This window comes from Pseudomonas sp. MF6767, assembly GCF_016405475.1.
Lineage (GTDB): Bacteria > Pseudomonadota > Gammaproteobacteria > Pseudomonadales > Pseudomonadaceae > Aquipseudomonas > Aquipseudomonas paracarnis.
In genome coordinates this window covers 57,893-72,109 of sequence record NZ_JAEKCY010000021.1, presented here as the reverse complement: position 1 = coordinate 72,109, position 14,217 = coordinate 57,893, and the positions used below count along the sequence as shown (strand labels likewise).

9 protein-coding genes are annotated in these 14,217 nt (G+C 60.6%); all 9 read left to right on the top strand.

The window, feature by feature from the left end; all coding sequences use genetic code 11:
- The first annotated feature begins 21 nt into the window (after positions 1-21).
- Entirely contained in the window at positions 22-1,458 is a 1,437-nt protein-coding gene (locus JFT58_RS25070) for a sigma-54-dependent transcriptional regulator (RefSeq protein WP_014719942.1), read from the top strand.
- A 695-nt stretch (positions 1,459-2,153) separates the two neighbouring features.
- Positions 2,154-3,557, top strand: a complete 1,404-nt coding sequence (locus JFT58_RS25065; protein ID WP_003194157.1) for a polynucleotide adenylyltransferase PcnB — start codon at positions 2,154-2,156, stop codon at positions 3,555-3,557.
- Between the two features lie 2 nt (positions 3,558-3,559).
- Positions 3,560-4,042 (top strand): 2-amino-4-hydroxy-6-hydroxymethyldihydropteridine diphosphokinase, encoded by a 483-nt coding sequence (folK, locus tag JFT58_RS25060; protein WP_054898027.1) that lies wholly within the window; start codon positions 3,560-3,562, stop codon positions 4,040-4,042.
- 321 nt (positions 4,043-4,363) lie between these two features.
- Complete coding sequence (panB, locus tag JFT58_RS25055) at positions 4,364-5,164, top strand: 3-methyl-2-oxobutanoate hydroxymethyltransferase (RefSeq protein WP_034127012.1); 801 nt, start codon at positions 4,364-4,366, stop codon at positions 5,162-5,164.
- The gene (gene panC, locus JFT58_RS25050; RefSeq protein ID WP_054898026.1) at positions 5,161-6,012 is read left to right on the top strand and encodes a pantoate--beta-alanine ligase; all 852 of its coding nucleotides are present in this window, start codon (positions 5,161-5,163) and stop codon (positions 6,010-6,012) included. Before panB ends, panC begins: the two co-directional genes overlap by 4 nt.
- Positions 6,013-6,235: 223 nt before the next feature.
- The gene (pgi, locus tag JFT58_RS25045; RefSeq protein WP_054898025.1) at positions 6,236-7,900 is read left to right on the top strand and encodes a glucose-6-phosphate isomerase; all 1,665 of its coding nucleotides are present in this window, start codon (positions 6,236-6,238) and stop codon (positions 7,898-7,900) included.
- Between the two features lie 105 nt (positions 7,901-8,005).
- The gene (gene acs, locus JFT58_RS25040) at positions 8,006-9,943 is read left to right on the top strand and encodes an acetate--CoA ligase (protein WP_054898024.1); all 1,938 of its coding nucleotides are present in this window, start codon (positions 8,006-8,008) and stop codon (positions 9,941-9,943) included.
- Between the two features lie 92 nt (positions 9,944-10,035).
- Positions 10,036-11,052 (top strand): class I SAM-dependent rRNA methyltransferase, encoded by a 1,017-nt coding sequence (locus JFT58_RS25035; protein WP_054898023.1) that lies wholly within the window; start codon positions 10,036-10,038, stop codon positions 11,050-11,052.
- An 88-nt stretch (positions 11,053-11,140) separates the two neighbouring features.
- On the top strand, positions 11,141-14,062 hold the full coding sequence (locus JFT58_RS25030; RefSeq protein ID WP_198834697.1) for a DUF748 domain-containing protein: 2,922 nt from the start codon (positions 11,141-11,143) through the stop codon (positions 14,060-14,062).
- Positions 14,063-14,217: the final 155 nt, after the last annotated feature.

Sequence of the window (14,217 nt, the reverse complement as noted above, 5' to 3'; positions counted from 1 at the left end):
ACCGTCGAGAGAATTGAATCAATGCCGCACATTTTGATCGTCGAAGACGAAACCATTATCCGCTCTGCCTTGCGTCGCCTGCTTGAACGTAATCAGTACCAGGTCAGCGAAGCCGGCTCGGTGCAGGAAGCCCAAGAGCGATTCAGCATTCCCACGTTCGACCTGATTGTCAGTGACCTGCGCCTGCCAGGCGCCCCGGGCACCGAGCTGATCAAGCTGGGCCAGGGCACCCCGGTGCTGATCATGACCAGCTACGCCAGCCTGCGCTCGGCGGTGGACTCGATGAAGATGGGCGCGGTGGATTACATCGCCAAGCCCTTCGATCACGACGAGATGCTCCAGGCCGTGGCCCGCATCCTGCGTGACCGTGTGTCGGCCAGCAGTGCGCCTGCCGAGCCACGCCCCACCGGCAAGACCAGCGGCGCCGAAAAACCAGGCGCCAACAACAGCAATGGCGAGATCGGCATCATCGGCTCCTGCCCTCCGATGCAGGACTTGTACAGCAAGATCCGCAAGGTGGCGCCAACCGACTCCAATGTATTGATCCAGGGCGAGTCGGGCACCGGCAAAGAGCTGGTGGCCCGCGCCCTGCACAACCTGTCCAAGCGCGCCAAGGCGCCGATGATCTCGGTGAACTGCGCGGCGATCCCCGAATCCCTGATCGAGTCCGAGCTGTTCGGCCACGAGAAAGGTGCGTTCACTGGCGCCAGCGCCGGGCGTGCGGGCCTGGTGGAGGCCGCGGACGGCGGCACCTTGTTCCTTGATGAAATTGGCGAGCTGCCCCTGGAAGCCCAAGCGCGTTTGCTGCGCGTGCTGCAGGAAGGCGAAATTCGTCGCGTGGGTTCGGTGCAATCGCAGAAGGTCGATGTTCGATTGATCGCGGCGACACACCGAGACCTGAAGAGCCTGGCCAAGATCGGCCAGTTCCGTGAGGACTTGTATTACCGCCTGCATGTCATCGCGCTCAAATTGCCGGCCCTGCGCGAGCGCGGCGCCGACGTCAACGAAATCGCCAACGCGTTCCTGTTGCGTCAAGGCGCACGCATTGACCGCACCGACCTGAAGTTTGCCGCGGACGCCGAGCAGGCGATCCGTCACTACTCGTGGCCAGGGAACGTGCGTGAGCTGGAGAACGCCGTCGAGCGCGCCGTGATTCTGTCGGAGAGCCCGGAGATTTCTGCCGAGTTGCTGGGCATCGACATCGAGCTCAGCGACCTGGATGACGACGACTTCATCGGCCTGGCCCCGCAGCAGGGCGGCGGTAGCAATACCAGCCATGAGCCGACGGAAGATTTGTCACTGGAAGACTACTTCCAGCACTTCGTGCTCGAGCATCAGGACCATATGACCGAGACCGAACTGGCCCGCAAACTGGGTGTAAGTCGCAAGTGTTTGTGGGAACGGCGTCAGCGCCTGGGCATTCCACGGCGCAAGACCGGGGTGGCCAGCGAAAGCTGAGAGCGCAGCCCCACAGGTAACACCTGCTGATGTGAAAAAACTGTTACCGCTGAATTTTCACGTAACAAAAGCCGGGGCTTACGGTAACGAAGCCCCGGCTTTTTTTTGGCCCTCAATCTGGCGAAACCAGCCCAAACCCCCGGTTTTGCTGGACGGCGCAAAAGTTGGCACGCACCCTGCTATATGCTTAGTACAAAAACAATAACAAGCTTTGTACAAGACAATAAAAATAAGACGAATCGACTCACGCATAACAAAAACAACACGGCGGAGGCGCAGCTAACTGATTCTTTTGGAGAGGCGTTGCATTTGGGGCTTGCCCCGCAACCAGGCCGAGAACAACAAAAACTGCCCTAAGGCAGAGCCTGAACTGGTTGGATCGTAGATCAGCAACACAGCGACCAAAGCAATCCGTTTGCTCTTGGCTCCCGATTGGGAGTGTCATGAAGGAAGCTTCGTGGCGAGGGCGATCAACAAAAACAAGAAGCCCGACATCAATAATAAAAATAGAGCACGCAACTACTTCTGGGGGAGCTTCGGCTCCCCTTGTAGTTTCCGGGATTTGACCTTCAAACGCTTATGGCGCAATGCCTTTAGCTTGTTCCTACACCATCCCCTGACTAAATGCTAGAATCCCCGCCCATCATGCGGTCATTCTTCGTTATGGCCGAACATTCCTTCAAACAGTGCATCCCATGCTGAAGAAGTTGTTCCAGTCATTCCGTTCTCCCTTGCGTCGAACGCAACACAAACGCAGCACGCCTGAAGTGCTCAATAGCAGCCAGCATTCGCTGCAGCGCGCTCAATTCAGCCGTTATGCAGTGAACATCGTCGAACGTTTGCAGAACGCCGGCTACCAGGCCTACCTGGTGGGTGGTTGCGTACGCGACATGCTGCTCAACATCACGCCCAAGGATTTCGACGTCGCCACCAGCGCCACGCCTGAACAAGTGCGCGCCGAGTTTCGTAATGCACGAATCATCGGCCGGCGCTTCAAGCTGGTGCATATCCACTTTGGTCGCGAAATCATCGAGGTCGCAACGTTCCGCGCCGGTCACCCGCAAAACGATGAAGAGGAGGACACTAACCAGTCTTCCCGCAACGAGAGCGGGCGCATCCTGCGCGATAACGTGTATGGCACCCTGGAAGAGGACGCGCAACGTCGCGACTTCACCATCAACGCCTTGTATTACGACCCGGTCAGCGAGCGCATCCTCGATTACGCCAACGGCGTACACGACATTCGCAACAACCTGATCCGGCTGATCGGCGATCCTACGCAGCGCTACCAGGAAGACCCGGTGCGCATGCTGCGTGCCGTGCGATTCGCCGCCAAGCTCAACTTCGGCATCGAAAAACACACCGCCGCGCCGATTCGCGAACTGGCGCCGATGCTGCGGGAAATCCCCTCGGCACGCCTGTTTGAGGAAGTGCTCAAGCTGTTCCTTTCGGGCTACGCCGCCGACACCTTTGAAATGCTGGTGGACCTGCAGTTGTTCGACCCCCTGTTCCCGGCCAGCGCCGAGGCCTTGGAGTACAACCCGACGTACACCCACACCTTGATCAGCGAAGCCTTGATCAACACCGACCTGCGCATCAAGCAGAACAAACCGGTGACCCCGGCGTTCCTGTTTGCCGCCTTGTTGTGGCCGGCCCTGCCCAAACGCGTACTGCGCCTGCAGGACCGTGGCATGCCGCCGATCCCGGCCATGCAGGAAGCGGCTCACGAGCTGATCGCCGAACAGTGCCAACGCATCGCCATCCCCAAACGTTTCACCATGCCGATCCGCGAAATCTGGGACATGCAGGAGCGCCTGCCACGCCGCAGCGGCAAGCGCGCCGATCTGTTGCTGGACAACCCGCGCTTCCGTGCCGGCTACGACTTCCTGCTGCTACGCGAAAGCGCGGGCGAGCAGACCGATGGCCTGGGCGAATGGTGGACCGATTATCAGGACGCCAATGACAGCCAGCGCCGCGAAATGATTCGTGAACTGGGCAGCAAAGGTGATAGCGCCGGCGAAGGCCCGAAAAAGCGTCGCCGCAGCGGCACCAAGCGTAAACGCAGCAGTGCCGATGCCTCGGGCGCTGCGGGCGAATAAACGTGGAACGTATCTACATCGGCATGGGCAGCAACCTGGCTGCCCCGGAGCAACAATTGCGCAGCGCGATCGAGGCGCTGGCGCAATTGCCTGGCACTCAGCTCGCCGGTGTGTCCGCCTTCTATCAAAGCGATTCACTGCTGCCCGGCCAGCCGCCCTACACCAACGCCGTTGCGGCGCTGGACAGTCACCTGCCGCCATTGGACCTGCTCGATGCGCTGCAAGCCATCGAAAACGATCAGGGCCGCGAACGCCTGGAACGCTGGGGCCCGCGCACCTTGGACCTGGATATCCTGCTGTTCGGTGATCGCCTGATCGATGAGCCGCGCCTCAAGGTGCCGCACTACCAGATGCATCTGCGCGCGTTTGTGCTGTATCCGTTGGCTGAGTTGGCGCCAGCCGACCTGCAGCTGCCTGACGGCCAGCGTTTGAGCGACCTGCTCACCGCCTGCCCGTTCGTCGGCCTGGAACGCCTACCTCTGTAGGAGCGAGCTTGCTCGCGAAAATCACCAACGATAACGCGCTCAGCCTGATTAAACGCGGCGCCTATGGTTTCTTCGCCAGCAAGCTCGCTCCTACAATCGCGTCAGTAACAGCGGTAACACCGCCATCGTAACAATGCGGTAACACATCCAATTGACTTCCCGTGTCCTCCTCACGACTATAGGCGTCCCGCTGCCGCCAACCCGGCGCGACAGGGCGCAATCCAGGCCTTATAAGCACTGCTTTCAAGACAGTGCGCCTGTATAAACGAAGACTCACGCGCGTTACTCGCTGTTTCCAAGCGCCTGAACGAGGACCCTTTCATGCCAGACATTACCCTGACCACCTTGCAGAGCCTCAAGCTCAAAGGTGAAAAAATCACCATGCTGACCTGCTATGACGCCACCTTCGCCCACGCCAGCTGCCAGGCTGGCGTCGAAGTGCTGCTGGTGGGCGACTCCCTGGGCATGGTTCTTCAAGGGAATGACAGCACGCTGCCTGTGACCACCGATGAACTCGCCTACCACACCGCCAGCGTCAAGCGTGGCAACGATGGCGCCTTTATCATCGCGGACCTGCCGTTCATGGGTTACGCCACCCTTGAGCAAACCTTCCTGAACGCCGGAAAGCTGATGCAGGCCGGCGCGCACATGATCAAAGTCGAAGGAGCCGTGTGGCTGGCCGAGTCGATCCGGCTGCTGGCCGAGCGCGGCGTGCCAGTGTGCGCGCACATGGGCCTAACACCGCAGTCGGTGAATATCCTCGGTGGCTACAAGGTTCAGGGCCGCAATGAAGCCCAGGCCCGCCAGATGCGCGCCGATGCCATCGCCCTGGAACAGGCCGGTGCAGCGATGATTCTGCTGGAGTGCGTGCCTAGCGAACTGGCTGCCGAAATCACCCAGGCCGTCAAAGTGCCCGTGATCGGGATTGGCGCCGGTTCCGCCACCGACGGCCAAGTGCTGGTCCTGCACGACATGCTCGGCCTGTCGATCACTGGCCACGTGCCCAAGTTCGTGAAGAACTTCATGGCTGGCCAGGACAGCATCCACGCCGCCCTGAGCGCCTACGTCAGCGAAGTCAAAAACGTGACGTTCCCAGGCGTTGAACACGGATTCTCGGCATGAACACCGTTAAAACCGTCCGCGAACTGCGGGCTGCCGTAACCCACGCCCGTAGCGCCGGCAAGCGCATCGGCTTTGTACCCACCATGGGCAACCTGCACAGCGGCCACGCCACCCTGGTGACCAAGGCCGCGCAGCAAGCGGATTTCGTGGTGGCGAGCATTTTCGTCAACCCGCTGCAATTCGGTGCTGGCGAAGACCTGGACAAATACCCGCGCACGTTGGCCGCCGATCAGGAAAAACTCCTGCAGGCCGGCTGCAACCTGCTGTTCGCGCCCACGGTCGAGGAAATGTACCCCGATGGCATGAACGGCCAGACCCTCGTCAGCGTGCCTCAGCTGTCCGAAGGCTTGTGCGGCGCCAGCCGCCCAGGGCACTTTGAAGGGGTGGCCACGGTGGTCAGCAAGCTGTTCAACATGGTCCAGCCGGACATGGCCGTATTTGGCCAGAAGGACTACCAGCAGTTGGCGGTGATCCGCGCCATGGTCCGCGACCTGAACATGCCGATCCAGATCATCGGCGAGCCCACCGTGCGCGCCGAGGACGGCCTCGCGCTGTCATCACGCAACGGTTACCTCACCGATGAGCAACGGGCGGTCGCGCCAGTGCTGTACCGCGCGCTCAGCCAGATCGCCACGGCCATCAAAAGCGGCGATCACGATTTTGCCAGGCTTCGCGCCGAGCACATCCAGCAGATTGAAGCCGCGGGGCTGCGCATGGACTACCTGGAAGTGCGCCAAGGCGTGCATCTGCGCCCGGCCACGGCTGAAGATCGCGATGTGGTGATCCTGATCGCCGCTTATCTGGGGGCAACACGCCTCATCGATAACCTGCACCTGAACCTCGCCTGACGCCCGCTTTACCTCAACCTGTTGCCCCGACGGCTGTGCCGGTATAAAAAAGTACCGGCCACAGCGCAGACAAAGCCAAGACATATCCACACGCTAGGTTTAATGTAACTGCCCTGCGCTATGGTTAGCGCTGTCTGGAACCCAATCCTTGCGATAAGACTGGATGTTCCGGGCTTTGAAGTGTCCTAAAGGCAGTCCCCGTAATAAAAGGAAACCCGCAGCGATGGCGTACTACCGCACCCCTCATGACGTTACCGCGCTGCCCGCCTGGCAAGCGCTTGTTCAACATCGCCAAGCCATGCAGGATTTCAGCATGCGCGAGGCGTTCAATGCCGATCCTCAGCGTTTTTCCCAGTTCACCTTGAGCAGCTGCGGACTTTTCCTCGATTACTCGAAAAACCTGATCACCAGCGAAACCCGCGACCTGTTAGTGGGCCTGGCCAAGGAAGTCAATCTCAAGGCGGCGATCGACGCGCAGTACGCTGGCGAATCGGTCAACTCCTCCGAGGGCCGCCCTGCCCTGCACACCGCCCTGCGCCGCCCGGTGGGCGACAAGCTGTCGGTCAACGGCGTGAACATCATGCCGGACGTGCACAAGGTGCTGAACCAGATCACTGACCTGGTCGGCCGTATCCACGACGGCCTGTGGCGCGGCTACACCGAGAAGCCGATCACCGACGTGGTGAACATCGGTATCGGTGGCTCATTCCTCGGCCCGGAACTGGTCTCGGAGGCCTTGCTGTCCTACGCCCATAAAGGTGTGCGTTGCCACTACCTGGCGAACATCGACGGCAGCGAGTTCCACGAACTGACCATGAAGCTGCGCGCCGAGACCACGCTGTTTATCGTCTCGTCCAAATCCTTCAACACCCTGGAAACCCTGAAAAATGCCCAGGCCGCCCGCGCCTGGTACCTGGCCCAAGGGGGCTCGGAAGCCGAGCTGTATCGCCACTTCATCGCCGTCTCGAGCAACAATGCCGCGGCCGTGGCCTTCGGTATTCGCGAAGAAAACATCTTCCCAATGTGGGACTGGGTCGGTGGGCGCTACTCGCTGTGGTCTGCCATCGGCTTGCCAATTGCCCTGGCTATCGGCATGTCCAACTTCAAGGAACTGCTGTCGGGTGCCTACACCATGGACCAGCACTTCCTGAACGCGCCGTTCGAAGCCAACATGCCCGTGCTGCTGGGCTTGCTGGGGGTGTGGTACGGCAACTTCTGGGGTGCGCAGAGCCATGCGATCCTGCCGTACGACCATTACCTGCGTAACATCACCAAGCATTTGCAGCAGTTGGACATGGAATCCAATGGCAAGAGCGTGCGCCAGGACGGTACGCCAGTGTCCACCGATACCGGCCCGGTGATCTGGGGCGGCGTAGGCTGCAACGGCCAGCACGCTTACCACCAGTTGCTGCACCAAGGGACTCAACTGATCCCGGCCGACTTCATCGTGCCGATCGTCAGTTTCAACCCTGTGTCCGACCACCATCAGTGGCTGTACGCCAACTGCCTGTCCCAGAGCCAGGCGCTGATGCTCGGCAAGACCCGCAGCGAGGCCGAAACCGAGCTGCGTGAGAAGGGCCTGCCGGAAGCCGAAGTACAGAAGCTGGCACCGCACAAGGTGATCCCGGGTAACCGTCCGAGCAACACCCTGGTGGTCGAGCGCATCAGCCCGCGTCGCCTTGGCGCACTGGTGGCTATGTATGAACACAAGGTGTTCGTGCAGAGCGTGGTGTGGGGCATCAACGCCTTCGACCAATGGGGCGTTGAACTGGGCAAGGAGCTGGGCAAAGGCGTGTACAACCGCCTGACCGGCGCCGAAGAAACCTTGGCCGAAGATGCGTCGACCCAGGGCCTGATCAACTACTTCCGCGGTCGTCACCGCGGCTGAAGCCGTTCATTCAAGGTCAACGTGCGTTTGGACGTTGGCCTTGAACCCTCCCGTCCCAGGGTGCATCTTTATGACTTGTCGCAAAAACAAGAATAAGGAGCGCTCATGTTCGATATCAGCACCTTTCCCACCGCCGATGCCGTCCGCCGGGCTGCGCAGCTCAGTCAAGAGGACTACCAGCGCCTCTATCGCCAATCCATCGACCAGCCAGACACCTTCTGGGCCGAACAGGCCAAGGGCTTTCTCGACTGGATAAAACCTTGGCACAGCGTGCAGCAGTCAGACATCCACACCGGTGCCGCCCAATGGTTTGCCGGCGGTCAGTTGAACGTCAGCTATAACTGCATCGACCGCCACCTGGCGCAACGCGCCGATCAGCCGGCCTTCATCTGGGAAGGCGACGATCCGTCAAAATCCTGCACGATTACTTACCGTCAACTGCACCAAAACGTCAGCCGTCTGGCCAATGTGTTGAAAAGCCGAGGCGTGAACAAAGGTGATCGGGTGTGCATCTACATGCCGATGATCCCCGAGGCGGCCTACGCCATGCTGGCCTGCACGCGAATTGGCGCAGTGCACTCGGTGGTGTTTGGTGGTTTCTCTCCTGACGCCCTGCGCGACCGCATCCTCGACGCTGATTGCCGCACCGTGATCACCGCCGACGAGGGCGTACGCGGTGGCAAGCCCGTGGCGTTGAAACATAACGTCGACAAAGCCCTGGCCAGTTGTCCGAACGTCAGCACGGTACTGGTAGTGGAGCGCACCGGGGCGAGCGTGAATTGGCACGAGGGCCGCGACCTCAAGTACCAAGCTGCCCTGGACGCCGCCAGCGACAACTGCCCACCCGAGCCGATGGACGCTGAAGACCCGCTGTTCATCCTCTATACCTCCGGCAGCACCGGCAAACCCAAAGGCGTGTTGCACACCACCGCTGGCTACCTGCTGCAAGCGGCGATGACCTTCAAGTACGTGCTCGATTACCAGGAAGGCGAAGTGTTCTGGTGCACCGCCGACGTGGGCTGGGTCACCGGCCACAGCTATATCGTCTACGGCCCGCTGGCCAATGGCGCCACCTCGCTGATGTTCGAAGGCGTGCCGAGTTATCCGGACAGTTCGCGCTTCTGGCAGGTCATCGATAAACATCAGGTGAATATTTTCTATACCGCGCCCACCGCCCTGCGCGCCCTGATGCGTGAAGGACACGGCCCGCTGCAGAGTACATCCCGCGCCAGCCTGCGCCTGTTGGGCAGCGTAGGTGAGCCGATCAACCCGGAAGCCTGGGACTGGTATTTCAACGCCGTCGGCGAACAGCGCTGCCCGATTGTCGATACCTGGTGGCAGACCGAAACCGGCGGCATCATGCTCAGCCCGCTGGTCAGTGCCCAGCGCATCAAACCGGGCTGCGCGACACAGCCCATGTTCGGCGTACAACCGGTGTTGCTCGATGAACATGGCAAGGAAATCAGTGGCGCCGGCAGTGGTGTACTCGCCATCAGATCAAGCTGGCCGGGGCAGATTCGCAGCGTCTACGGCGACACGCAGCGCATGATCGACACCTACTTCAAGCCCTACCCCGGCTACTACTTCACCGGGGATGGCGCACGGCGCGATGAAGACGGCGACTACTGGATCACCGGGCGGATCGACGATGTGATCAACGTCTCGGGCCATCGCATCGGCACTGCTGAAGTGGAGAGCGCCCTAGTGCTGCATGATCAGGTCGCCGAAGCCGCCGTGGTGGGCTACCCCCACGACGTCAAGGGCCAGGGTATCTACGCTTTTGTCACCCCCATGAATGGCGTCGAACCCAGCGACGCGTTGAAAAAGCACCTGTTGGAATTGGTCAGCAAGGAGATTGGCAGCTTCGCCAAACCGGAATTGATCCAATGGGCCCCTGCCCTGCCGAAAACCCGCTCCGGCAAGATCATGCGGCGCATCTTGCGCAAAATCGCCTGTAACGAACTGGACAGCCTGGGCGACACCTCGACCCTGGCAGACCCCAGCGTGGTGGACGGTTTGATCGACAAACGCCTCAACCGATAGCGCCAGGATTATCCCCGGCCTGTGCAGGCCGGGGTTAGCTGTTAAACTTCGCGCCCCATTTTTCTTATTCATCAACCAGCAAGGCGCGCTCCATGACTCCCTTGAATCAGGCGCTGCGCGCCGCCCTCGATCACCGCCAAAACCTGATCAACACGCTGCACGCCCAGGGTACGGACTGCTATCGGCTGTTTCACGGCAGCCAGGAAGGCGCCGGCGGCTTGACCATCGACCGCTACGGCCCGCAATTGCTGGTACAAAGCTTCCACCAGTCCCTGGAAACTGCAGACCTGCTGGACCTGCACCAACTGATCAACCAATACATGGGCCTGGAATTGTTGCTGGTGTACAACGACCGTGCCCGCGGCAACTCGCGCATCGACCGCGAAGACACGGTGTACCGCGCGGAGCCTGGCGCCTTGGAAGACCTGGTCGGCCACGAGTGGGGCCTCAACTACCGTGTGCGCGGGCGCCACGCCGGGCAAGACCCACTGCTGTTCCTCGACCTGCGCAACACCCGGGGCTGGGTCAAGGACCACAGCGCCGGCAAAAGCGTGCTGAACCTGTTCGCCTATACCTGCGGTGTAGGTTTGAGCGCGGCAGCGGGCGGCGCACGCGAGGTGTGCAACCTGGACTTTGCCGAGGGCAACCTGGCAGTGGGGCGTGAAAACGGCCAGCTCAACCCGCAGTTGCCGAGCATGGAGTTTGTACAATCCGATTACTTCCCGGCCATTCGCCAACTGGCGGGCCTGCCCATCACCCAGCGGCGCGGGCAGAAGCTGCCGAGCTATCCGCGCCTGGAGCAACGCCAGTACGACCTGGTACTGCTCGATCCTCCCGCCTGGGCCAAGAGCGCCTTCGGCACGGTCGATTTGTTGCGCGACTATCAAAGCCTGCTCAAACCCGCACTGCTGGCCACCGCCGACAATGGCGTGCTGATTTGCTGCAACAACCTGGCAAAGGTCAGCATGGAAGACTGGCGTGAGCAGGTGCTGCGCTGCGCAGAAAAAGCCGGGCGCCCGGTGCGCGAATGGCAGGTTATGACACCTGGAGCCGACTTTCCCTCCAGAGACCAACAGCCTCCGCTGAAGACGCTGATCCTGCATTTGTAGGAAGTTTCCCAGCGCCCACGGTTCTTCGGAACCGAATTCCCGTGCCATACTCCAAGGCACTCTCGTTCGACATAGATGGCGTTCACCCATGCCCAAAGGATTGATCCGCGCCGTAGGCGCCTTGTTGACCGCCCTTGCTTTGTACAGCTTGCTGGGCTTTCTGATATTACCCGGCATCGCCCTTCGCATTGCCAACCAACAGTTGGCCAATTACGCCACGGTGCCGTCGCGAATCGAGCGCATCGAGCTCAACCCCTTCAGCCTGGAACTGACGCTGTGGGGCCTGAAGATCGGCGAGCCAGGCAAAGAGCAAGTAGGTTTCGAACGCCTCTACGCCAACCTGCAGATCGACAGCCTCTGGACCCGCGCCCTGCACCTGGCCGATGTGCAACTGGACAAGCCCAAGACCGAACTGCTGTTCGACAAGTCCGGCCAACTGAACCTGGCGCAGTTGTTCAAACTGCCACCGAGCGAGCCAACCCCGGCCGATCCCGATGCCAAGCCGTTCCCACTGCGTATCGACAGCATCAAGCTGGCGGGCGGCAACCTGCACTTCCAGGACCTACGCCCCAGCGAGCCCATCGAATTCCTCTACGACGAACTCGACTTCGAGCTGAAAAACCTGAGCACCTTGCCTGACGACAATGCCGACATGACGCTGGTCGCCGCCGGCCCCGAAGGTGGCCAGATCGACTGGAAAGGCAACTTCAGCCTGGTACCGATCACCTCCGAAGGCACCTTGAAGGTGACCGACGGCAAAATGAAAGCCTGGTGGCCGTATGTACGTGACGCCCTGCCACTGGTTCTGGAAGACGGGGTGCTCAACTTCAGCACTGACTACAAATTCAGCCTGGCCAAAGAAACCGAGCTGAACCTGACCAACACCGCCGCCAGCATCGCCCCCTTTGCTATAAAGGCCCCCGATGGCCGGCCACTGGCGCGCCTGGAGCGCCTGGACGTCAGCGAAACCACGGTAGACCTGGCCAAGCAGCAGGTCATTGTCGGCAAGATCCGCAGCAACAAGCTGGAAACCTGGGCCGCCCGTGAGGCCGATGGTCAACTGGATTGGCAGAAGCTGTTCGCCAGCCAACCGAGCAAACCGGCCAAGACTCCGGAACCAACCGCTGCCGACGCGCCGTCGGCGCAACCGGCGGTCCCGAGCAAGCCGTGGCAAGTGCTGCTCAAGGACGTGCAACTGCGTAACTATCAGGTGCACCTGGCCGACCGCCAGGCTAAACCTGCAGTCGCGCTGGAACTGGGCCCGTTGAATGTCGACGTACAGAACTTCGACAGCCTCAACCAGAGCCCCTTCGCCTTGAAGGTCGACACCGGCCTGGGCAAGCAAGGCAAGATCCAGGCAACCGGCGAAGTTAACCTCAACCCGGTCAGCGCCAAGCTGAAAGTGAACACCCAGGACATCGACCTGCGGGTCGCCCAGGCCTATATCAGCCCGTTTATTCGCCTGGAATTGCGCAGCGGCATGCTCGGCAGCAACCTGGACGTAAACCTCAAAAGCACCGAGCCACTGGCCCTTCAGGTCACCGGCCGCGCCCAGGTTGACCAGTTGCATACCCTGGACACCCTGAAGACCCGCGACTTCCTCAAGTGGCAGCGCCTGGTGCTAGAGGGCGTGAACTACCAGCACGGCCAAAGCCTGTCGATCGACAAGGTCAACCTGTTGCAGCCGTATGCGCGCTTCATGATCAACGAAGATCGCACCACTAACATCGACGACCTGCTGATTCCGCAGCCGGCCGACAGCGGCAGCAAGTCGGCAGCCAAACCTGCCGCTAGTAACGACAAGCCCCTGGGCATTCATATCGGGCAGATCGCGATCAACGACGGTTCGGCCAACTTTGCCGACTTCAGCCTCACCCCCAACTTTGCCACCGCGATTCAACAGCTCAACGGCCAGATTGGCACCATCGACAGTCGCCAGGCCAAACCGGCCAGCGTCGATATCAAGGGCAAGGTGGACCGTTACGCGCCAGTGACGATCAAAGGCAGCGTGAACCCGTTTGATCCGATGGCCGCGCTGGACATCGCCACCAGCTTCAAGCGTGTCGAGCTCACCAACCTGACGCCTTACTCAGGTAAATTCGCAGGCTTCCGCATCCGCAAGGGCCGCCTGAATCTCGATCTGCACTACGTGATCACCAAAGGCCAATTGAAGGCTGAAAACAAAGTGGTGGTCGAGCAACTGCAGTTGGGTGAAAAAGTCGACAGCTCTGATGCCGTCGACTTACCGATTCGCCTGGCCGTCGCCCTGCTCAAGGACTCCGACGGCAAGATCTCCATCGAACTGCCGGTAAGCGGCGACCTGAACAACCCGCAATTCAGCGTGATGCCGATTGTGTGGCAAACCCTGCGCAACCTAGTGGTGCGCGCGGCAACCGCGCCCTTCAAGTTCATTGGCGGGCTGGTCACTGGTGGCGGCTCTGAAGACTTGGGCAATGTGTCGTTCGCCGCTGGCTCCAGTGAACTGAACAAAGACGCCGAACGCGCTCTGAACACCCTGGCCAAGGCGCTGAAAGAGCGCCCTGCCCTGCGCCTGGAAATTGAAGGCACAGCCGCCGCCAGCAGCGACGGGCCGTTCCTGGCCGCACAGCGACTGGAACGTGAATACCAATACAACTATTACAAGATCCTCCAGCGCCGTGGCGACAAAGTGCCAGCCCAGGCCTCGTTGCTTGAGGTACCGGAGAAGGAAAAAGCACCATTGCTGGAAGGCATCTACCGCACCCGCCTCAAACAGCAACCCCCGGCCGAATGGAAAGACCTGGGCAGCGATGAGCGCTCGGCGAAGCTCAAGGACGGTGTGATCAAGTTTTGGAGTGGCAGTGACGTGCTACTGCGCCAGTTGGGGCAGGACCGAGCCAGCACGATCAAGGATTACCTGGTGGACAAGGGCCAGTTGGAAGATGACCGCGTGTACTTCATCGATGCGCAGCTGGGGCAGGCCGAGAAAGATGGCCGAGTGATCACTCCAATGCACCTGGATGCTGAGTAACTTCTAAGCACCACCCATCCTGATGTGGGAGCTGGCTTGCCTGCGATAGCATCACCTCGGTGCAACTGAATGACCGAGGTGCCAGCATCGCAGGCAAGCCAGCTCCCACATTTTTTTGGCCTGATCATTCTGTTTCAGCCTGAAATAGAACAGGC

Excerpts from the sequence above, each read along its gene's own strand:
- JFT58_RS25035 (WP_054898023.1), top strand. The coding sequence starts at position 10,036 with ATGACTCCCTTGAATCAGGCGCTGCGCGCCGCCCTCGATCACCGCCAA.
- panB (WP_034127012.1), top strand. The coding sequence starts at position 4,364 with ATGCCAGACATTACCCTGACCACCTTGCAGAGCCTCAAGCTCAAAGGT.
- acs (WP_054898024.1), top strand. The coding sequence starts at position 8,006 with ATGTTCGATATCAGCACCTTTCCCACCGCCGATGCCGTCCGCCGGGCT.
- JFT58_RS25065 (WP_003194157.1), top strand. The coding sequence starts at position 2,154 with ATGCTGAAGAAGTTGTTCCAGTCATTCCGTTCTCCCTTGCGTCGAACG.
- JFT58_RS25030 (WP_198834697.1), top strand. The coding sequence starts at position 11,141 with ATGCCCAAAGGATTGATCCGCGCCGTAGGCGCCTTGTTGACCGCCCTT.
- JFT58_RS25070 (WP_014719942.1), top strand. The coding sequence starts at position 22 with ATGCCGCACATTTTGATCGTCGAAGACGAAACCATTATCCGCTCTGCC.
- pgi (WP_054898025.1), top strand. The coding sequence starts at position 6,236 with ATGGCGTACTACCGCACCCCTCATGACGTTACCGCGCTGCCCGCCTGG.
- panC (WP_054898026.1), top strand. The coding sequence starts at position 5,161 with ATGAACACCGTTAAAACCGTCCGCGAACTGCGGGCTGCCGTAACCCAC.